At 31.1% G+C, this 21,935-nt stretch carries 16 protein-coding genes; 15 read left to right on the forward strand and 1 reads right to left on the reverse strand.

The genetic code is table 11. The features are described from left to right. The first annotated feature begins 125 nt into the window (after window positions 1–125). The 11 genes from ACKGJI_RS03310 to argH all read left to right on the forward strand — a co-directional run bounded on the left by ACKGJI_RS03310 (window position 126) and on the right by argH (window position 15,674). Complete coding sequence (locus ACKGJI_RS03310; protein ID WP_458701137.1) at window positions 126–2,336, forward strand: sensor histidine kinase; 2,211 nt, start codon at window positions 126–128, stop codon at window positions 2,334–2,336. Further along, window positions 2,311–2,970, forward strand: coding sequence for a response regulator transcription factor (locus ACKGJI_RS03315; protein WP_458701138.1), 660 nt, complete (start codon window positions 2,311–2,313; stop codon window positions 2,968–2,970). Before ACKGJI_RS03310 ends, ACKGJI_RS03315 begins: the two co-directional genes overlap by 26 nt. Window positions 2,971–3,110: 140 nt before the next feature. Beyond that, entirely contained in the window at window positions 3,111–4,172 is a 1,062-nt protein-coding gene (locus tag ACKGJI_RS03320) for a TRAP transporter substrate-binding protein (protein WP_458701139.1), read from the forward strand. 119 nt (window positions 4,173–4,291) lie between these two features. Further along, window positions 4,292–4,828: a TRAP transporter small permease subunit gene (locus tag ACKGJI_RS03325; RefSeq protein WP_458701140.1), complete on the forward strand. Its 537-nt coding sequence runs from the start codon at window positions 4,292–4,294 to the stop codon at window positions 4,826–4,828. Next, window positions 4,825–6,171 (forward strand): TRAP transporter large permease, encoded by a 1,347-nt coding sequence (locus tag ACKGJI_RS03330; RefSeq protein ID WP_458701141.1) that lies wholly within the window; start codon window positions 4,825–4,827, stop codon window positions 6,169–6,171. Before ACKGJI_RS03325 ends, ACKGJI_RS03330 begins: the two co-directional genes overlap by 4 nt. Window positions 6,172–6,295: 124 nt before the next feature. Further along, window positions 6,296–9,124, forward strand: a complete 2,829-nt coding sequence (locus ACKGJI_RS03335; RefSeq protein WP_458701142.1) for an FAD-binding and (Fe-S)-binding domain-containing protein — start codon at window positions 6,296–6,298, stop codon at window positions 9,122–9,124. A gap of 134 nt (window positions 9,125–9,258) precedes the next feature. Beyond that, window positions 9,259–9,504 (forward strand): OadG family protein, encoded by a 246-nt coding sequence (locus tag ACKGJI_RS03340; protein WP_458701143.1) that lies wholly within the window; start codon window positions 9,259–9,261, stop codon window positions 9,502–9,504. A gap of 10 nt (window positions 9,505–9,514) precedes the next feature. Further along, complete coding sequence (locus ACKGJI_RS03345) at window positions 9,515–11,296, forward strand: biotin/lipoyl-containing protein (RefSeq protein ID WP_458701144.1); 1,782 nt, start codon at window positions 9,515–9,517, stop codon at window positions 11,294–11,296. A gap of 13 nt (window positions 11,297–11,309) precedes the next feature. Further along, a complete protein-coding gene (locus ACKGJI_RS03350) occupies window positions 11,310–12,632 on the forward strand; it encodes a sodium ion-translocating decarboxylase subunit beta (protein WP_458701145.1) in 1,323 nt (440 codons plus the stop codon). Window positions 12,633–12,657: 25 nt separating this feature from the next. Further along, entirely contained in the window at window positions 12,658–14,235 is a 1,578-nt protein-coding gene (pckA, locus tag ACKGJI_RS03355) for a phosphoenolpyruvate carboxykinase (ATP) (protein ID WP_458701146.1), read from the forward strand. Between the two features lie 53 nt (window positions 14,236–14,288). Beyond that, window positions 14,289–15,674, forward strand: coding sequence for an argininosuccinate lyase (gene argH, locus ACKGJI_RS03360; RefSeq protein WP_458701691.1), 1,386 nt, complete (start codon window positions 14,289–14,291; stop codon window positions 15,672–15,674). 10 nt (window positions 15,675–15,684) lie between these two features. On the opposite strand, the gene ACKGJI_RS03365 is transcribed toward argH, so the two are convergent. Then, complete coding sequence (locus ACKGJI_RS03365; protein WP_458701147.1) at window positions 15,685–16,041, reverse strand: histidine triad nucleotide-binding protein; 357 nt, start codon at window positions 16,039–16,041, stop codon at window positions 15,685–15,687. A gap of 129 nt (window positions 16,042–16,170) precedes the next feature. On the opposite strand from ACKGJI_RS03365, the gene pheS reads away from it, so the two are divergent. The 4 genes from pheS (at window position 16,171) to ACKGJI_RS03385 (ending at window position 21,931) form a co-directional block, all read left to right on the forward strand. Next, a complete protein-coding gene (gene pheS / locus ACKGJI_RS03370; protein ID WP_458701148.1) occupies window positions 16,171–17,163 on the forward strand; it encodes a phenylalanine--tRNA ligase subunit alpha in 993 nt (330 codons plus the stop codon). Further along, a complete protein-coding gene (pheT, locus tag ACKGJI_RS03375) occupies window positions 17,160–19,496 on the forward strand; it encodes a phenylalanine--tRNA ligase subunit beta (protein WP_458701149.1) in 2,337 nt (778 codons plus the stop codon). The genes pheS and pheT overlap by 4 nt, the downstream gene beginning before the upstream one ends. After that, window positions 19,493–20,773: a 3-phosphoshikimate 1-carboxyvinyltransferase gene (gene aroA / locus ACKGJI_RS03380; RefSeq protein ID WP_458701150.1), complete on the forward strand. Its 1,281-nt coding sequence runs from the start codon at window positions 19,493–19,495 to the stop codon at window positions 20,771–20,773. Before pheT ends, aroA begins: the two co-directional genes overlap by 4 nt. Window positions 20,774–21,100: 327 nt before the next feature. Continuing rightward, on the forward strand, window positions 21,101–21,931 hold the full coding sequence (locus ACKGJI_RS03385; RefSeq protein ID WP_458701151.1) for a 4-hydroxy-3-methylbut-2-enyl diphosphate reductase: 831 nt from the start codon (window positions 21,101–21,103) through the stop codon (window positions 21,929–21,931). Window positions 21,932–21,935: the final 4 nt, after the last annotated feature.

A 21,935-nucleotide genomic window follows, 5' to 3' on the forward strand; every position in this document is an offset into this window, starting at 1 on the left:
TGGGATACAAATGACATCGATATGATTTTTTAACAAAATAAAAAAATAGTTTTTTTGTCATATCTTTATTTTTTCAAAAAGTGTATAATTAGTTGTGTTTTTTATAAACTTGTAAGGATTAAGCGTTGTTTTTTAAATTTTTATTTCTTTTTATTTTTGCAATTATTCCACTATATGCTAATCAAAATATAAAAAATGTATTATTGATCCATTCATATCATAGAGGTTACAAATGGAGTGATGATATATCAAAAGTATTTGAAAATAGATATTATAAAAATGATAAAATTACATTGACAACAGTATATATGGATACAAAAAAAGTTGCAACTCCACTTTACTTTGATAAATTGTATGAATTGTATAAAGAGCAATTTAGAGGAAGAAAGTTTGATGTAGTTGTTGCTTCTGACAACAATGCTTTAGAGTTTGTTACTAGATATCATTATAGTTTATTTAGAAATTTACCAGTTGTCTTTTTAGGGATAAATAATTTTGATAAAGCAATGCTTTATGAAAATAATATGAATAAATTTACAACAGGTGTTGTAGAAGAAGTAGATATCAAAAAAAATATAGATTTAATTTTAAAGATTCATCCAAATTTAAAAAAATTACTCATTATAAATGATCAGTCAAGAACAGGTTACGCTGTTAAAAGAGATATTTTTAGTGTACTTCCTAAATATAAAGATAAATTACAATTTGAGTATATTGATAATCTTGACATTGCTGATTTAAAAATGAAGGTAAGAACGCTTCCAAGAGATAGTGCAATACTATGGGTTTTACTCTTTAAAGATAAGGCAGGAGAGTTTTTTACACATAAAGAAAGTTTAAATCAAGTAAGAGAAGTTGCTAGAAATCCTATATATGGACTTTGGGATTTTTATCTTGGATATGGAATCGTTGGGGGAGTTTTAACAAGTGCAACTTCACAAGCAAAAGCAGCCATTAAAAAAGTAGATAAAATTTTAAAAGGTGCACATGCCCAAAATATTCCAATTTTGATGAAAAGTCCAAATAAATATATGTTTGATTACAATGAGCTTAAGATTTATAAAATAAAAGTACCAGATGATATAGATGATTATGTGGTAATAAATAAGCCATTTTCTTTTTACGAGGAGTATAAATATTTAGTTTGGATTACTGTTTCTATTGTTTCTTTTATAACTTTAATGCTAATCTTACTCATAATTAATGTGCAAAAAAGAAAAAGAAGTGAACTAAAGATTTCGAATCAGTTAAAATTTATTGAAATTCTTATGGATGTTATTCCAAACCCTATTAGCTATAAAAATGTCAATGGAAAATATGTAGGATGTAATAAAGCTTTTGAAAAATTTTTAAATAGGAAAAAAGAAGATATTATAGGAAAAGGAATTTTTGATTTTTTCCCAACACAAATAGCTAGAAAGCTTGTTCAAAAAGAAAAAGAATTAATTAAAAATTTAGGTAGTGAAAATTTTGAAAAAACACTTCATTTTCCTGATGGAAGATCTTTTATACTCTCATACAATAAAACAGTTTACACAAATGTAGATGGCAGTGTTGGTGGTGTGGTTAGTGTTATGGATGATATTACGGAAAGAGTTCAGCAAAGACAATTTGTAATTCAACAATCAAAACTTGCTGAAATGGGAGAAATGATAGCAGCAGTTGCTCACCAATGGAATGAACCACTAGTTGAATTATCAGCAATTTTACAAGACATGGAGTTTTCATACAAAGAAGGTGAAATGGATGAAGAAAAAATGAAAGGTTTTGTAAATGAGTCTATGATGCAAATTCAGTATATGTCAAAAACGCTTAAAGATTTTAGAAATTTTTTAAAGCCATCAACAAAAAAATCTCTTTTTTGTACTAAAAAGGCATTAGAAGAGGTGATAGAGATAGTTGGAAGACAAGTATTTTATGCTCATATTAATCTAAATGTTACATGTAAAGATGAAGAAGTTTTAGTGTATGGTTATGAAAATGAGTTTAAGCAGGTACTTTTAAATATCATAAATAATGCTAAAAATAAAATTTTAGAGCAAAAAAGAGGAAAAAACATCAATATAAAATTATCAGCCAATAAAGGTTACTCAAAAATTAGAATAATGGATGATGCAGGTGAAATTCCTGAAGAAATTATTAACTTTATATTTGATCCGTATTTTACTACAAATAAAGATGGAACAGGACTTGGTTTGTATATGGCAAAGGTAATAATAGAAGACAAGATGGGTGGGATAATAAGAGCATACAATTATGTAAATAAGGCTGTATTTGATATTATATTAGTAAATAAAGAGGGAGGGAAAATTGAAGATTTTACTTTTAGAAGATAATAAACGTTTAAATGAAACAATAGTTAAAAGATTAAAAGCAAAAGGATTCAAAGTTGATAGTTTTATAGATGGTAAAGAAGCATATGATGCAATTGACAATGGTTATATATGTTTTATATTGGATATCAATGTACCATCTATTGATGGGTTAGAAATATTAAAACGTATAAGAGAATTTAATGAAGATACACCAGTTATCATAATAAGTTCTACGATAGAGTTAGATTGTATAAGAAACTCATATAGTTATGGATGTAATGATTATTTAAAAAAACCTTTTTTTATTGATGAATTGGAAATAAAAATTGATAAATTGTGCAATTTTGACAAAGATTTGATAAAAGTTTATGAGGGATGTAATTTTAATTTAAAAGACAGTACTTTAGAAATTAATGGGGAGATTGAACATCTCTCAAAAAAAGAGAGGCTTCTTTTGAATTTACTTTTAGCAAATAGGGGGAAAGTAGTTTCTTTTAGTACTATTCAAGCAATCGTTTGGGAAGGAAATTTTGCAAGTATTGAATCTATTAGGTCATTAGTTAGAAGAGTTAGAAAAAAGATTCCAAAAGATTGTATTGAAACATCAGTTGATGTTGGGTATCTTTTAAAGAAAGACTTTGAATGTAACGATTAGTAACTAAAATTATGATTTTGATTAATTAAGGTTTCATTGGCTAAAATGTCATATGCATGTCATACGGCAGAGTTAGAATAGTCTTACGTGCATGGTAGGGTATGCAAAAAAATGTCGTGAAAATCATATAAGGAGAAAATATGAAGTTAACAAAAGTTCTAGGAACTTTGGGTTTAGTGGCTGCTTTAGCAGTTTCTGCAAGTGCTGCAGAAAAAAGAGTTAAGTGGAAACTAGCTATGACTTGGGGACCAACACTAGCACCTTTTACAACAGCTGTACATGAAATGGCAGATTTAGTAAAAGAGATGAGTGATGGAAAATTTACAATTAGAGTTGATGCTTCAAATAAGCATAAATCACCATTTGGTATTTTAGATATGGTTAAGCTTGGACAATATGAGATGGGGCATTCTGCATCTTATTATTGGAAAGGTAAAGATATAAATCTTCTTCCTTTTACTACTATGCCTTTTGGAATGACTACTCCTGAGCAATATGCATGGTTTTACTATGGTGGCGGAATGGAGTTAATGGAAAAAGCATATGCCCCACACAAAGTACTATCTTTCCCTGGTGGAAATACAGGAAACCAAATGGGTGGATGGTTTAGAAAAGAGATTAAATCACTTGATGACTTAAAAGGTCTTAAAATGAGAATTCCAGGATTTGCTGGAGAAGTTATGGCTCAATTAGGACTAACTGTTACAAATATTGCTCCAGGTGAGCTTTATACTTCATTAGAGCGTGGAACAATTGATGCGCTTGAATGGGTTGGACCTGGTATGGATATCAAAATGGGATTCCATAAAGTTGCACCATATTACTATACAGGATGGCATGAGCCAGCAACTGAGTTGCAATTTCTTGTAAATAAAAAGAAATTTGACAAACTTAGTGATAAAAACAAAGCAATTTTAAAAACTGCTATGAAATTAGCTGCATATGATATGTATATTGACAACTACCATATGAGTGCTATGGCATGGGATAAAATGAAAAAAGATTATCCAAATATCAAAGTTAAAACTTTCCCTAAAGAAGTTATGGATGCTATGAAAGCTGCTAACAAAAAACTTTTGGCAGAAAAAGTAAAAGGTCATCCACTACTAAAAGAAATTTTAGATTCACAAGCTGCTTATCAGAAAAAAGTTAGAAAGTGGACTGAAATGTCAGATTATCTATACTTAAAAGATAATTTATAATACCCAATTTAACCACCATACTTTATGGTGGTTAAATTTTATAAGAGTTGTGGATAAGGATTCTTATAAAATTTAAAAAGGGAGTATTGGTATTCTCCTAAAATTAAACAAGGACAGATATGCTTGATAAAATAGAAAAATTTTATAATAAATTAACAAAATATCTTGGTACTATTTTGTTTATTATTATGCTTCTTATGACTTTCAATGTCTTTTATGATGTTGTTATGAGGTATGTGTTTAATAAAGGCTCTATTGCTATGCAAGAGCTTGAGTGGCACTTTTTCTCAGTTTTAATACTCTTAGGGATGTCTTATTCACTTATGGAAGAGGCTCATGTTAGGGTTGATATATTGTATGATAAATGGGCAGTACGTAAAAAAGCTATGGTAAATATGATTGGCTCAATCATATTTATTTTACCAATTGCTCTTTTAGTGGCAACAAACTCAGTTGATTTTGTTATGGAGGCTTTTACATCTCATGAAATCAGTGGAGACCCAGGTGGACTTACAAACAGGTGGATTATAAAAGCATTTATTCCTGGTTCATTTTGGTTATTGATATTTTTTACAGTTGGTTATTTTATTAAAAACTTAAATATTTACAAAAAAGGTAAAATTAGCGAAGATGAAGATGCAGGAGTATTAGTATGATAGGTATTGTCATGTTTTTTGCAGCACTTTGTATGCTGCTCATTGGATTTCCTGTAGCTTTTACCTTTGGTGCGGTTGCAGTATTTTTTGGTTTAGCTGCTGGTATTTTAGAAGCTATACAAGATGGAATACCACTTATGGAAGGCCTAGTTGATACTGGTATTGATATGTTTGCTTTTATGCCGTTTAGAATTTACAGCATTATGCAAAATACTATTTTGATGGCAGTACCTCTTTTTATATTCATGGGTGTAATTTTACAAAAAACTGGGCTTGCAGAAAAACTTCTTGAATCAATGGGAAAACTCTTTGGTAAGATGAGAGGTGGAGTTGCTATTAGTACAGTTTTAGTTGGAGCACTTTTGGCTGCATCAACTGGTGTTGTTGGAGCAAGTGTTGTTGCTATGGGTGTTATATCACTTCCTGTTATGCTAAAATATAACTATAGTAAAAAACTAGCAACAGGAACTATATGTGCTTCAGGAACTCTTGGTCAAATTATACCACCTTCAATTGTTCTTATTATATTAGGAGATGTATTTCAAGTACCAGTAGGTGATTTGTTTAAAGCAGCATTTATTCCTGGTCTTGCGTTGGTTGGTGCTTATGTTTTATATATCATACTAGTTTCATTTTTTGATAAAAATGCAGCCCCAGCAATCCCAATGGATGAAGATGCTGGTACAAAGATAAAACAAATTTTTGATGCTCTAAAAGCTATCATTCCTCCACTCGTGTTGATTGTCTTAGTACTTGGTTCAATTTTTGAAGGAGTTGCTACTCCTACTGAATCTGCTGCTGTTGGTTCAGTTGGTGCAATGATATTGGCAATTACTTATAAAGCATTTTCTTTAAATATGGTAAAAGAATCAGCTCTTGAAACTGCAAAAGTAACAGCTATGGTATTTGCAATATTAATCGGAGCAACTGCATTTTCAATGGTATTTACTTATACTGGTGGTGATGCTATAGTTGAAGAAGTAATGATGAGCTTGCCTGGTGAAAAATGGGGATTTATAATAACTTCAATGCTAGTCATTATGGCTTTAGGATTTTTTATTGACTTTGTTGAGATTTCATATATTATTGTTCCAATATTAGTTCCTATTTCATTGAATCTAGATATAAACCCAGTTTGGTATGCAATATTGATTGCTATGAACTTACAAACTTCTTTTTTAACTCCTCCATTTGGATTTAGTTTATTTTATCTTAGAGGAGTAGCCCCAGATAGTGTTAGAACAACTGATATATATAAGGGTGTAATGCCATTTATTGCTATACAAATGGCAATACTAGCTATCTTGGTAATCGAACCAGGTTGGTTTGGTATAAAATTTTAATTACTACTTTTCTGCATTGTAGCTTGTAGCTACAATGCAGAATAAACTTAAACCACCCTCAATATCATATAATTTTTATTTCTTGTTGATAAAATTTAAATAATATTTATACGAAGGATTTAATATGACACAGCTTAGAGGTCCGTATCTTGATTTTTACAATAAAATAGTTTCTTATATACCAAAAGATAGAATTTTTACAGATCCTTTACATACTTTAGCGTATGGAACAGATGCTTCTTTTTATAGGTTAGTTCCAAAGATTGTAATATGGGTAGATGACGCAGAAGAAGTAAAAAAAATACTTAAAATTTCTTCATCAAAGTCATTGCCAGTTGTTTTTCGTGCTGCTGGCTCAAGTCTCTCAGGACAAGCAATTACAGATTCAATTTTGCTTGTAAGTTCTCGAGATTGGAATGGTGTTAAAATCAGTGATGATGCATCTTTAGTTACTCTTGAGCCTTCTGTTGTAGGAGCGCACGCGAACGCAAAATTACTTCCTTATGGTAAAAAAATTGGACCAGACCCTGCTAGTATAAGTTGTGCTATGATAGGGGGAATTGCAGCTAACAATGCTAGTGGAATGTGCTGTGGTGTGAGCGATAACTCTTATAAAACATTAAAATATATGAAAATTATCTTTCATGATGGAAGTGAACTAGATACATCTTCTAAAAAAAGCATAGAAAAATTCAAAGAGACTCACGGAAGTTTAATTGAAGGTATAAAAGCTCTTTCTAACAAGGTTAAAAATAATAAATCACTACATGATAAAATTGTTAGAAAATTCAAAATTAAAAATACTTGTGGATACTCTTTAAATGCATTAGTTGATTTTGAAGACCCAATAGAAATTATTCAACACCTTATGATAGGAAGTGAAGGAACTCTTGGATATATAAAGGATATTACTTTTAGAACGGTTCCAGAGTATAAAGATAAAGCAAGTGCATTAATGATTTTTAAAAATATAAAGGATGCATGTGATGCTGTTATTATTTTAAAAACCAAATGTAGAGAAAATGTAGATGCTGCTGAAATTATGGATAGAGCAGGATTAAGAAGTGTTGAAGATAAAGATGGAATGCCAACATTTTTAAAAACACTAGGAGATGAAGCAACAGCTGTATTGGTTGAAACAAGAGCTGAATCAAAAGAGAAACTAAATAAAAATATAGAAATTATTTTAGATAAGTTAAAAGGTATAACGCCAGAATTACCTCTAGAATTTACTGATAAAGAGAGTGAATATAGCTTATTTTGGAAGATAAGAAAAGGGCTTTTTCCTGCAGTTGGAGCTGTAAGAGAAGCTGGTACAACAGTTATAATTGAAGATGTTGCTTATCCAATAGAAGATTTGGCTGATGCCACATTGGAGCTTCAAAGTATGTTCAAAAAGTATGGATATAATGAAGCTATTATTTTTGGACATGCACTTGAAGGAAATCTTCACTTTGTATTTACTCAGGCTTTTGATGATGAAAAAGAGGTAAAGAGATATGAAGAATTTATGGCTGAAGTTGCAAATCAAGTTGCTCTAAAATATAAAGGTAGTTTAAAAGCAGAGCATGGAACAGGAAGAAATATGGCTCCATTTGTTGAACTTGAGTGGGGAGAAGATGCTTATAATTTAATGAAAGAGATAAAATTTCTTTTTGATCCAAAAGGATTAATCAATCCAGGTGTAATTTTAAATGATGACTCAAAAATACATCTTAAAAATTTTAAAATGATGCCTAAAACAAATGATTATATTGATAAATGTATTGAATGTGGCTATTGTGAACCAACTTGTCCATCAAATTTTTTAACTCTTACTCCAAGGCAGAGAATTGTTGCAAATCGTTATATGACAACTATAAGTGAACAAAATAAACATAGTGAGTTAGAAGATTTTAAAAAGCTATATCAATATGATGGTGTTGAAACCTGTGCTACATGTTCTTTGTGCTCACTTTCTTGTCCAATTGGAATTGATACTGGTAATTTGACTAAACACTTAAGAAATGAACAAATAAGTTCACTTGGCCACAAAGTTGCTAATAGTATTGCTGATAATTATAGTGCAGTATTGGGTGTTGGTAGAGTTACTCTTAGTAGCATTAAATGGGTAAATAAAAATTTGATTTCTGATGAATCTATGAGCTCAATTAGTACAAAGCTTAGAAAATTAACAAATAATAAACTGCCACTTTGGAGCAAATCGCTACCAAGTGGAGAAAAATTTAATCCAAAACTCAGTCTAAAAAGTGATGATAAAGTTGTTTATTTTTCATCATGTATTAATAGAACTATGGCAAATCCAAATCAAAAAGATAATGAAAAATCAATACATGAAATCATTATTACTCTTTTAGAAAGAGCAGGATATGAAGTTGTAATTCCAAATCATATTGAAGGTCTTTGCTGCGGCATGCCATTTAGCTCTAAAGGATTCAAAGAAGAAGGCAAAAAGAAATCTAACGAATTAGAAAATGAGCTTAGAATTGCTAGTAAAAATGGTGAATTACCAATACTTTGTGACATGAGTTCATGTACTAAAACAATAGCTGATAATTTTCCAGAAGATTTAAAAGTTTATGATACTATAGAATTTATTTTAGAATTTTTAGTTCCAAGATTAAAGTTCAAACAAATTGATGAGCCTGTAGTAATCCATGCAAATTGTAGTGTCAAAAAAAGAGGTCTTGATAAAAAATTGGAAGAAGTTGCAAAATTGTGTAGCTCAAATGTAATTATTCCAGAAAACGTAGGTTGTTGTGGATTTGCAGGAGATAGAGGATTTACATTTCCAGAACTCAATAAATCTGCTCTAAGGCATCTTAAAAGTTCAATCCCTAGTAATGCTAAATATGCATTTTCTACAAATAAAACATGTGAGATTGGACTTAGTGAACATAGTGGGCTTGATTATAAGTCAATTTTTTATCTTGTTTATAAGTGTACCGAATAAAAATTATTACTAAACTACACAGTTAAAATTCATTTGATTTTAAAAAATATAGCATAGGGTTTATTTAATAAACTCTATGTTAGAATAAACCATAAATCTTATAGATATGTTATCTAAAATAAAAGGCAATTTCTATGGAGCATAACTTAGTCGCAGAAGGCTTAAAATTTATGGTTTTGGGTATGGGTACAGTATTTGTATTTCTCATGCTAATGGTTTTAATTTTACATTTTCAATCTAAAATTATTAATAGGTATTTTCCTCAAAAGGAAAGTGTTCCTTTAGATACTTCATCGGTTTCGAATACAACTTCAAAAAAAGACAATAATGCACTTGTAGCTGCAATAACTGCAGCAATTATTACTCATAAAAATAGTTAAAAGGAAGACAATGTCAAAAAAATACATTGATATAATGGATACAACCTTCAGGGACGGATTTCAGTCTGTTTTTGGCGGTAGAGTTTTGATGGATGATTTCATGCCAGCAGTAGCAGCTGCAAGAGAAGCTGGAATTAAGCATTTTGAGTTTGGTGGAGGAGCAAGATTTCAAAGTTTGTTTTTTTACTTAAATGAAAATGCTTTTGATATGATGGATAAATTTAGAGAAGTTGCAGGACCTGAAGCAAATCTTCAAACTTTAGCTCGTGGAGTAAATACTGTAATGCTTGATACGGGAAGTAGAGAGCTAATTGATTTACACGCTAAAATGTTTAAAAAACATGGAACTACGACAATCCGTAATTTTGACGCTTTAAATGATGTTGAAAACCTTAAATATAGTGCCGATAGAATTACTCATCACGGTTTGAAACATGAAGTAGTTGTGACAATGATGGATTTGCCTCCAGGATGTAGCGGAGCACATGATGTTGCTTTTTATGAAAAAACACTAAGAGATATATTGGATGCTGGTATTCCATATGATAGTGTCTGTTTTAAAGATGCTAGTGGAACATCTAGTCCAAATAAAGTTTATGAAACAATTAGAATGGCTAAAAAACTTCTTCCTGAGAATACACATGTAAGACTTCACACTCATGAAACTGCTGGGGTTAGTGTTGCTTGTTACATGGCGGCATTAGAAGCTGGTGTTGATGGGATAGACTTAGCAGCAAATCCAGTTAGTGGAGGAACAAGTCAACCTGATATTTTAACTATGCTTCATGCAGTAAAAGGTAAAGATTTTGATCTTGGTGGTTTAGAGCTTGAGAAAATTTTAAAATATGAAGAAGTTTTACAAGATTGTTTAAAAGATTATTTTATGCCACCAGAAGCTACACAAGTTTCACCTCTAATACCATTTTCTCCAATGCCAGGTGGTGCACTGACTGCCAATACTCAAATGATGAGAGATAATAATATCTTAGATAAATTCCCAGAAGTTATTAAAGCTATGAGAGAAGTTGTTGAAAAAGGTGGATATGGAACAAGTGTAACACCAGTTAGCCAGTTTTATTTTCAACAAGCATTTAATAATGTTATGTTTGGTAAATGGAAAAAAATTGCTGATGGATATGGCAAGATGGTTCTTGGCTATTTTGGACATACTCCAGTTGAACCAGATAGTGACATTGTGCAACTTGCAAGTGAGCAACTCAAATTAGAGCCAACCACTCAAAATGCCATAGATATAGCTGATGCTGATGAAACAAAATCTTTAGAACATACAAAAGAAATTCTTGAAAAAGAAGGAATTGAAGTAACAGAAGAAAATATTTTCATTGCGGCAAGTTGTAAAGAAAAAGGTATTGCTTTTCTAAAAGGAGAGGCAAAGGTAAATGTTAGAAAAATTGATAAAAATACAAAAGAGGAGAAAAAGGCTGTGGCAAATTCAAATGGTGAGTATACTGTAATAGTAAATGGTGAAAAATTTAATGTACAAGTTAAAGAGGGTTTAGATGCTTCTGTAGAGGTAAAATCAATTACTCCAGCATCACCAGCACCAAGCACTAGTTCTAGTGGAGAAGAAATAAAAGCTAATTTGCCTGGTAGTGTATTTAAAATTGTTGCAAATGTAGGTGATAGCGTTAAAGAAGGTGATGTTATAGTAATCCTAGAGGCTATGAAAATGGAGATAGAAGTAGTAGCACCTTGCGATGGAGTGATAAGCTCAATTGCTGTTAAAGAGGGTCAAAGTGTCGAAAATGGCCAATTATTAGCTGTCATTTAAAAGGTTAAAATTGATGAAAAAACTTATATTCTTACTACTTAGTTTTTGTGCTTTTAGTTTACTGCAGGCGAATTCTGAGGTTTCTCATGTAACTAATAGTGTGCAAGAAGTAAAACAAGAAAAACATGAGGTAAAAAGTATATCCCAAATGTTTAAAAACTTTTACAAAACAACAGGTATTTATGCATTTTTAAATCCAAAAGAAGGTGCAACAAATGCCTTAGGTGAGCCTTTGAGTAAATTTGCACAGAGTTGGGGTAGAGTTATAATGATACTTATAACTTTTGTACTTTTTTACTTAGCAATTGCAAAAGGTTTTGAACCACTGCTTTTATTACCTATTGCTTTTGGAGGTTTACTCTCAAATATACCTCTAGCAAATATTATAGGCCACGAAGGGTTTTTAGGCGTTTTGTTTAACGCAGGTATTAACAATGAACTTTTCCCACTTATAATCTTTATGGGTGTAGGAGCGATGACTGATTTTGGACCACTTTTAGCAAATCCTAAAACTGCTCTACTTGGAGCTGCAGCACAATTTGGTATTTTTGGTTCACTAATTGGGGCAGTTGCATTATCTCAATATACTGACCTTTTCGATTTTACATTGCAACAAGCTTCAGCTATATCAATTATTGGTGGGGCAGATGGTCCAACATCTATCTTTGTTGCTTCAAGATTGGCTCCAGATCTTATGGGAGCAATTGCAGTTGCAGTTTATTCTTATATGGCTTTAGTTCCAGTGATTCAACCACCTATTATGAGAGCACTTACAACTAAAGAAGAGAGAAAAATAAAAATGAAGCAATTAAGAGAAGTGAGTATGCTTGAAAAACTTATGTTCCCATTGACTGTTTTGATGCTTTCAATTTTAATTTTACCAGAATCAACTCCTCTAATTGGTGCACTTACTTTTGGAAATTTTGCAAGAGTTTCAGGAGTTGTTGATAGACTTAGTGATACAATGCAAAATGCATTAATCAACATAGTTACAATTTTCTTAGGTTTAGCAGTTGGCTCAAAACTAGCCGCAGAAAAGTTTTTAGTAGCAGATACTTTAGGAATTATAGCTATAGGCCTAGTAGCTTTTGGTCTTGGAACAGCTGCCGGAGTTATAATGGCTAAGATTATGAATAAATTTTCTAAAGAAAAAATTAATCCTCTAATAGGATCAGCAGGAGTTAGTGCGGTTCCTATGGCAGCAAGAGTTTCAAATAAGGAGGGTATGAAAGATGATCCAACTAATATGTTGCTTATGCATGCAATGGGACCAAATGTTGCTGGTGTAATAGGTTCAGCTGTTGCAGCCGGTGTTTTATTATCTATATTTAAATAAAAATTGAAAGTGGGGATATTGTATTATGTCTAAAGTGAATGGATTGGAAGATCTTAAGCTTGAAAATATCGGCAAGGTTTTTCACAATCTTGATTATGATGAATTGTTTGAAGATGAGTTGAAAAATAATGAGGGTAGAGTAACAGATAATGGCACTTTTGCAGTTGATACTGGTATTTTTACTGGTAGAAGTCCAAAAGATAAGTATTTTGTTGATCAAGAGCCTTCTAATAAATATATTTCATGGGGAAATATAAATCAACCAATAAGCAAAGAAGTATATGAAGACTTATTTGAAAAAGCCAAAAAACAATTATCAAATAAAGATTTATACATTCAAGATGCATTTTGTGGCGCTAGTTTAGATAGTAGAAAATCTATTAGAGTAGTAACTGAAGTTGCATGGCAGGCACATTTTGTAAAAAATATGTTTATTCGCCCAACTAAAGAAGAATTAGAAAATTTTAAACCTGATTTTACACTTTATGTTGCATGTAAGACTATAAATGAAGATTATAAAGAACAAGGATTAAATTCTGACGTTTTTGTTGTTTTTAATATTGAAGAAAATACTGCAATTATTGGTGGTACTTGGTATGGTGGTGAAATCAAAAAAGGTGTATTTTCAATGATGAACTATTGGTTACCACTTGAAGGTAAACTATCTATGCATTGTTCAGCTAATGTTGGAAAAGATGGAGATAGTGCACTATTTTTTGGTTTGAGTGGAACTGGAAAAACAACACTTTCAACTGATCCTAAAAGAAAGCTTATCGGTGATGATGAGCATGGTTGGGATGAAAATGGAATTTTTAATTTTGAAGGTGGATGTTATGCTAAGTGTATAAATCTTGATCCAAGTAGTGAACCAGAGATTTTTGGAGCAATAAAAAGAGATGCACTTTTAGAAAATGTTGTTTTAGATGAATCAGGAAAAGTTGATTATAGTGATGGTAGTAAAACAGAAAATACTAGAGTTTCTTACCCTATTTATCATATTCAAAATCATGAACCAAGCTCACAAGCAGGTCATCCTACAAAAATAATATTTTTAAGTGCAGATGCATTTGGTGTTTTACCTCCTGTTAGTAAATTAAGCAAAGAACAAGCAATGTATTACTTTATGAGTGGATATACAGCAAAAGTTGCTGGAACAGAAAGAGGTATCACTGAGCCAGTTGCTACATTTAGCTCTTGTTTTGGAGAAGCTTTTTTACCACTTCATCCAACAGTATATGCAAAATTACTAGGTGAAAAAATAGATAAACATAATGTTGAAGTTTATCTTGTAAATACAGGTTGGACTGGTGGTGCATATGGTGTTGGTAAGCGTATGAGTATAAAAGCTACAAGAACTTGTATCAATGCAATATTAGATGGAAGTATTAATGATTCTGAATTTGAAAAAATGCCTATATTTGATGTTTTAGTACCTAAGAGTTTAGAAGGGGTTGACTCTAATATATTAAATCCAAGAAATACTTGGGAAGATAAAGATGAGTATGATAAAACTGCTAAAAAATTAGCTTCTATGTTTATAGAAAACTTCAAAAAATATATCACAGAAGATTCAGACTTTTCAGGTGCTGGACCAAGATTATAAATAATTCAAGGGGAAATCTTCTCCCCTTGCACTTTTCAATAAAAGGATAAATGTTGGCTAAGGTAGCAAGTGGCAAAACAACAATGCCAAAAGCAAAACTATTAGATGAATTTAATGCTTCAATAATGTTTGATAAAGAGTTATACCTTGAAGATATAGAAGGCTCAATTGCACATGTAAAAATGCTAGCAAAGCAAAATATCATAGATAATGAAGCAAAAGATAAGATAATAAATGCTCTACATGTAGTAAAAAAAGAGATTGAAGATGGAGCATATGAGTTTAATATAGAAGATGAAGATATACATATGTCTATCGAAAATCGTTTGACTAAGTTAATAGGCGTTGATGCTAAAAAAATGCATACAGCTAGAAGTAGAAACGACCAAGTTGCACTTGATTTTAGAATGTATGTTTTAAAAAGCAATAAAAAGCTTGTAAATGAACTTATAGAACTAGAAAATGTATTATTAGAGATTTCAAAAAAACATACAAAAACTTTATTACCTGGAATGACGCATCTTCAACACGCACAACCTATCAATTTTGCTTATCATATGTTAGCTTATATGAGTATGTTCAAAAGAGATATAGCAAGGTTTGAAGATTCATATAAAAGAAACAATGTCTCTCCAATAGGATGTGCGGCACTTGCAGGAACTCCTTATAACACAGATAGAGAATATGAAGCAAATGAGTTAGGATTTGAGAGTGTAAGCATTAATTGTTTAGATACGGTTAGTGATAGAGATTTTGCATTAGAGATTTTATTTAACATAGCAACTATGATGATGCATATTTCAAGAATTTCTGAAGAAATTATACTTTGGAGTAGTAGTGAGTTTGGATTTGTTGAGCTTAGTGATGAGTATAGCACAAGTAGTTCAATTATGCCTCAAAAGAAAAATCCTGATGTCCCAGAGCTTCTAAGAGGAAAAACAGGTAGAGTAAATGGAAATCTTATATCATTACTTACTGTTTTAAAAGGACTTCCGTTAGCCTACAATAAAGATATGCAAGAGGATAAAGAGGGTGTTTTTGATAGTGTAAAAACTGCTTTGATTTCAGTTAAAATTTTAACTGAGGCTCTAAGAGGTATGAAAGTAAATAAAGATGCTATGCTAAATGCTACAAAAAAAGGGCATTTAAGCGCTACTGATTTAGCTGATTATTTGACTCAAAAATGTGGTTATGCTTTTAGAGATGCATATAAATTAACAGGTAAAATTGTAGCTTACGCTGATGAAATAGGCAAGGATGTTAGTGAGTTAAGCTATGATGAACTTATAAAGTTTGAGCCAAAAATAAAAGAAGATATAGTACAATCACTAGCTTTAGAAAACTCAATGAATGCTAGAAATTCACAAGGTGGAACTTCTACATGTAGTACTTTAAAACAATTAGAATATTTTGAAAAATGGTTAAAAACAAGAGCCTAAGCTCTTGTTTTTAAAAAAACTCTTTTGAGTTACTATCGCTTAAATGGCCCCACTTTAGTTTTGCACCACCTAGCAAGTGGAAATGAAGATGCATAACTTCTTGTCCACCATTTTCTCCGTTGTTTGTTATGAGTCTGTAACCAGTTTTATCAAGTCCTAAAAGTTTTGCAACTTCTTGGATAAATTCAGTCATTTCGCCCATAATTTTAGGATCAACTTCTTGAAAGCACTTATACTCTTTTTTAGGAATAATTAGTATATGAATTGGTGCTTTTGGATTGATGTCATGAAATGCTAAAAAATTATCATTTTCTAAAACTTTATTGCAAGGAATTTCTCCATTTACTATTTGAGTAAATATTGTCATTTTATCTCCTGTTTTTTAGTTGTATTTATTGTATCAAAAAAAAGTTGAATTTTACCCTTAACCCTTTTATAATCATTTTTGTAATAAAATAGGTAAAATTATTGTAAGTCATAAAAGGAAAAATATATTATGAAAGAGATGGAAAACTCTATTAATTCTTGTAGTTCTTTAAAAGAGTTAGAGAATTTAAGAGTGTCGTTGTTTGGGAAAAAAGGACACTTTGCTGGAGAGTTTGCAAAGATGAAAAAGCTCTCAAATGAAGAAAAAAAAGATTTTGCACAACAATTAAACAGAGATAAAGAGTTTTTTTTAAATCTTTTAAATGAAAAAAAACTACATTTAGAAGCTGAAGCAATTGCATATGAGATGAAAAAACAAAGTGTTGATATAACACTTTATAATCAAACTAGTGAAGCTGGAGCTCTTCATCCTGTGATGGATACTATGGATAAAATTATTGAGTATTTTGTTGGTATGAATTTTTCAATTGAAGATGGTCCATTAGTTGAAGATGATTTTCATAACTTTGAAGCATTAAACCTTCCAAAGTACCATCCAGCTCGTGATATGCAAGATACTTTTTATTTTGAAGATAGTATGTTGCTTAGAACTCACACAAGTCCAGTTCAAATTAGAACAATGTTAAAAGACAAACCTCCAATTCGTATGATTTGCCCAGGAGCTGTTTTTAGAAGAGATTATGATTTGACTCACACTCCAATGTTTCATCAAGTAGAAGGCTTAGTTGTAGATAAGAGTGGTGTTGTATCTTTTGCAAATTTAAAATATATATTAGAAGATTTTTTAAAGTATATGTTTGGAGATGTTCAAGTTAGATTTAGACCATCATTTTTCCCTTTTACAGAGCCTAGTACTGAGGTTGATATAAGTTGTATCTTTTGTAAAGGAGAAGGCTGTAGAGTTTGTTCTCACACAGGTTGGCTTGAAGTTCTTGGTAGTGGATATGTAGATGAAAATGTTTTTAAAGCTGTAGGTTATGAAGATGTAAGTGGATATGCTTTTGGACTTGGAGTTGAACGCTTTGCAATGCTATTACATAAAATACCAGATTTGCGTTCACTGTTTGAAGGAGATTTAAGATTATTGGAGCAATTTAGATGATATTTACAAGAGCATGGTTAAATGAATGGATAGATATAAAAGATATTAGTAGTGAAGATATATGTAAAACTTTAAATGCTATTGGTTTGGAAGTTGATAGTTTAACTAAGATTAGAATTCCTAAAAATATTGTAGTTGGAAAAGTTCTTACATGTAAAAAACACCCTGATGCAGATAAACTAAATGTTTGTGAAGTTGATTTAGGTGATGAAGTAAAGCAGATAGTTTGTGGTGCTAAAAATGTAAAAGCTGGTTTACATGTAGTAGTTTCTAAAGTTGGTGCTGTTTTACCAAATGGTATGAAGATTAAAGAAGCCAAACTTAGAGGCGTTGAATCAAGTGGTATGATTTGCTCGAGTGAAGAAATTGGTCTTCCAAAGATGGGTGATGGAATCATGGTACTAGATGAGAGCATAGGAAAGCTTGAGCTTGGAAAAGAATTTAGTGAGTATGAACTAGTAAATGATGATGTTATAGAAATCGAACTTACTGCTAATAGAGGAGATTGCTTAAGTATACACGGAATTGCAAGAGACCTTAGTGTGCCTTATAATTTAGATTTAAAAACATTTAGCAGTGAAGATGAAGAAAACCAGCTAGGTATAGGAAGAGTTTTAAATGTAAGTGCAACTGAAAAAGTTGATTCTTCACTTCTTTATAGGGTTTATGATAAAAAAGAGATAAAAAGTTCATTTTTGATTGATCTTCGCTTGGCAATAGCAGGTTATTACAAAGGCTGTGAGTTAGAGAGACTTGTAGAGTATGCAACTTATACAACAGGTGTACTTCTAAGAACATATGCACATAAATGTTTTGTTACAAAAGATGAAAAAGCAACAGTCAAAATTAAAAAACATACAAATAAATTAGATGCTGTGTTTGATAAAAACAATAATATAAGCTCTTATGTAGGAATTTATCAATTAGAAGAGACAAAAGCAACTTCAAGTGATGAAAGAGTGATTTTAGAAGCAAACTATACTCCACCTGAAATTATCTCTATGAATAGTGCAAATAAAAAATTAGAATCAGATAGACATTTATATCTTTCTAGTAGAGGAAGTGAGCCAAACTTGGATTTTGGTATGAATTACTTGATTGAATTATTAAAACAGTATTCAGATGTTGTAATGTATGCAGGTTCACAGCAAGTAATTCAAGATATAGAAGAAAAAAGAATACCTGTTGATTTGAATGTTTTATATAGTATTATCGGAGAAGAAGTTCCTAAAAATGATATTATTCAGATATTAAAAGGATTAGGTTTTGGTGTTGCTTTTAAGAGTGAGCAAAGCGTAATGAACGTACAAGTTCCTCCTCATAGACACGATATACAAAATATACAAGATGTTTGTGAAGAAATTGTTAGGATTGTTGGAATTGATAACATTGCTTCAAAACCGTTAATATTTGCAGAAATAAATAGAATGAATGACGCTTATCATAAGTTTATGAAGCGTAAAATGTATAGATTAAGAGCTGTTGGTGTAGGTTTTTTTGAATCTCTTCATTTTGTGTTTGACAACAAAGAAAGACTTGAAAAATATGGTTTGCCAACAATTTATAAAAAAAGAGAAATTGCAAATCCAATAACAAATGAATTAAATACATTAAGAACTTCATTAGTACCAAATTTATTAGAATCAGTAAGTAGAAATACAAAATTTGGAAAAAAATCTATAAGATTGTTTGAAGTTGGAACTGTTTTTAATAAATCAAGAGAAGAGAGAACTTCTATCGGTTTTGTATTTAGTGGAACAAAAGAGTTACCAAAAGTTGCAAATCATGGAAAACCTGAAGGGATAGACTTTTTTACATTTGCTGATCAAATTAGTAAAATCATAGGTGCTTTTGAGATAAAAAAAGAGACTCCAAAAGAAAAACTTTATAGTCCTTATGAGTATGCAAAAATCATCCAAAATGACAACGAAATAGGGTTTATAAGTAGAGTTCATTTAGAAGTTGAAAGAGATTTAGATTGTGCAAGAACTTATGTTTGCGAATTAGATATGGATAAGTTAAATTATGAAAGAAAAATAGCTTCAAGCTATTCAAAGTTTCAAGAAAGCACTAGAGATCTTAGTTTGATTGTACCAAAAGATATAGAGTTTTTTAAAATAAAAGAATTTTTACAAGAAATTGCACCAAAAGAACTTAGAAAATTTTATCCTATAGATGTTTATGAAGATGAAAATCTAGGTGATAATGTTAGTTTGACTATCAAGATGCATTTTCAATCAAACGAAAAAACTTTCGAAGAAGATGAAATTTCTAGCATGATAGAAAAATTACTCGAAGGCTTAAAAGAAAAATTTGGAATTAAATTAAGATGATAAGCAGTTTAAGAGTTGAGCCATCTGGTAGTTTTGAACAGGTTTTTGAGGATATTGCAAGTGATAAATCAATCTCACATAGATGTGCAATTTTCTCTATGCTTAGTGATAAGCCCTCAAAGATAAGAAATTTTTTAAAAGCTGAAGATACTCTTTGTACATTAAATATTGCAAGTAGTTTGGGAGCTGATGTAAAGATTGAGCCTAAATTAATAACAATAAACCCACCAAAAGAAATCAAAGAGCCACCTTTGATTTTGGATTGTGGTAACAGCGGAACTGCTATTAGATTACTTATGGGTTTTTTAGCTGGAATTGATGGTTTTTTTGTGCTTCATGGAGATAAATATTTAGCCAGTAGGCCTATGAGAAGGGTTGCTAATCCTTTAAGAGATATCGGTGCTAAAATCGATGGTAGACAAAATGCCCAGTTTGCACCTCTTAGCGTTAGAGGTGGAAAAATAAAGAGTTTTGATTATGAGAGTAAAATAGCTTCAGCACAAGTAAAAAGTGCTCTTATATTAGCTGCACTTAGGGCAGATGGAGATTGTTATTTTAGTGAACCAAGCCTCAGTCGTGACCATAGTGAAAAAATGCTAAAGCAAATGGGAGCAGACATAAAAAGTGATGGTTGTAAAGTTATGATATCTCCACTAAAAAGACCTTTAAAACCACTTGATATAACTGTACCAAATGATCCATCAAGTGGCTTTTTCTTTGCAGTAGCAGCAGCAATCACTCCAAATGCTAAAATAACTTTAAAAAATATGCTTTTAAATCCAACAAGAATTGAAGCGTATAAAGTTTTACAAAAAATGGGTGCTATTGTTGAGTTTAAGCAAAAAGAGAACTTATATGAAAGTGTTGGAGATATAGTGGTTGAGTATGCACCTTTAAGTGGTGTTGAGGTAAAAGAAAATATCGCTTGGCTAATAGATGAGCTTCCAGCATTGAGTATCGCTTTTGCTTGTGCAAAAGGCAAAAGTGTAGTTAAAAATGCAAAAGAGCTTAGAGTAAAAGAGAGTGATAGAATCTCTACAGTTGTTACTAATTTAAAAAAATGTGCTCTACATGTAGAAGAATTTGAAGATGGGTATGAAGTAACAGGTGGCGAGTTAAAAAGTGCAAAAGTAGATAGTTTTGGAGATCACAGAATTGCCATGAGTTTTGCTATTGCTGGACTTAGAGTTCCTATGGAAGTAACTGATATAGAGTGCATTAAAACATCTTTTCCAAATTTTATAGAATTATTATCACAAATAGGACATGTAAAATGAGATATATTCTTAGGAAAAGTTCAATAATAGATAGGGCATTGGAAAATTATACGACCGCAAGGTTGTGCTTCAGTGAGAAGAATTTAACTTGGGCTTTCAGAGAAACTTTTCGCTACGCGAAACCGCATTTGCTAGTTTTGCTCAAGTTAAAGGAGACAGTAAAATGAAATGTATTCTAGGCGACAGCCTAAGCTTCAGTGAGAGGAATTTAACTTGGGCTTCGCTCAAGTTAAAGGAGACAGTAAAAAAGAAACATACGACCGCAAGGTTGTGCTTCAGTGAGAGGAATTTAACTTGGGCTTCGCTCAAGTTAAAGGAGACAGTAAAATGAAAATTAAATTAGCAAAAAATTATGGATTTTGTTTTGGTGTAAAAAGAGCTATTAAGATAGCTGAAGATTCTAAAGATGCATCTACAATAGGACCATTAATTCATAATAATGAAGAGATAAAAAGATTAAAAGAAAATTTCAATGTTGAAACACTAAAAGATGCTAGTGAAGCAAACAATGTTAAAAAAGCTATTATTAGAACTCATGGTATAACTAAACAAGATTTAGAATCACTAAAACAAAAAGGAACAGAAATAATAGATGCAACTTGTCCTTTTGTGACTAAGCCTCAACAAATTTGTGAGCAAATGAGTGATGAAGGCTATGATATAGTTATTTTTGGAGATGCTAATCACCCTGAGGTAAGGGGTGTTAAGAGTTATGCAAAAAATGGGGCTTTAGTTATCAATAGCGTTGATGATCTAAAAGAGACTAAATTAAGTCATAAAGTAGCAGTGGTTTCACAAACTACTAGAAAAGTTGATGATTTTTTAGAAATTGTAAATTATTTAACTACAAATTATAAAGAAGTTAGAGTTTTTAATACAATTTGTAATGCAACTTTTGAAAATCAAGATGCGGCTTATGAATTATCTCGTGAAGCAGATGTGATGATTGTAATTGGGGGTAAAAACTCATCAAATACTAAGCAGTTATATACTATCGCAAAAGAGAATTGTGAAGATAGTTTTCTAATAGAAAATGAAAATGAGTTAAAAGAAGAGTGGTTTAAAAATAAAAAATTATGTGGAATAACTGCTGGTGCATCGACTCCTGATTGGATTATTGAAAAAATTATTGGAAAAATAAGCAAAATTAAAGTATAATAGT

It is taken from the genome of Sulfurospirillum sp. 1307 (assembly GCF_054408545.1).

Coding starts and splice junctions, on each gene's coding strand:
- ACKGJI_RS03320 (WP_458701139.1), top strand. CDS start 3,111: ATGAAGTTAACAAAAGTTCTAGGAACTTTGGGTTTAGTGGCTGCTTTA.
- ACKGJI_RS03325 (WP_458701140.1), top strand. CDS start 4,292: ATGCTTGATAAAATAGAAAAATTTTATAATAAATTAACAAAATATCTT.
- ACKGJI_RS03330 (WP_458701141.1), top strand. CDS start 4,825: ATGATAGGTATTGTCATGTTTTTTGCAGCACTTTGTATGCTGCTCATT.
- ACKGJI_RS03335 (WP_458701142.1), top strand. CDS start 6,296: ATGACACAGCTTAGAGGTCCGTATCTTGATTTTTACAATAAAATAGTT.
- ACKGJI_RS03340 (WP_458701143.1), top strand. CDS start 9,259: ATGGAGCATAACTTAGTCGCAGAAGGCTTAAAATTTATGGTTTTGGGT.
- ACKGJI_RS03345 (WP_458701144.1), top strand. CDS start 9,515: ATGTCAAAAAAATACATTGATATAATGGATACAACCTTCAGGGACGGA.
- ACKGJI_RS03350 (WP_458701145.1), top strand. CDS start 11,310: ATGAAAAAACTTATATTCTTACTACTTAGTTTTTGTGCTTTTAGTTTA.
- pckA (WP_458701146.1), top strand. CDS start 12,658: ATGTCTAAAGTGAATGGATTGGAAGATCTTAAGCTTGAAAATATCGGC.
- ACKGJI_RS03365 (WP_458701147.1), bottom strand. CDS start 16,041: ATGACAATATTTACTCAAATAGTAAATGGAGAAATTCCTTGCAATAAA.
- pheS (WP_458701148.1), top strand. CDS start 16,171: ATGAAAGAGATGGAAAACTCTATTAATTCTTGTAGTTCTTTAAAAGAG.
- pheT (WP_458701149.1), top strand. CDS start 17,160: ATGATATTTACAAGAGCATGGTTAAATGAATGGATAGATATAAAAGAT.
- aroA (WP_458701150.1), top strand. CDS start 19,493: ATGATAAGCAGTTTAAGAGTTGAGCCATCTGGTAGTTTTGAACAGGTT.
- ACKGJI_RS03385 (WP_458701151.1), top strand. CDS start 21,101: ATGAAAATTAAATTAGCAAAAAATTATGGATTTTGTTTTGGTGTAAAA.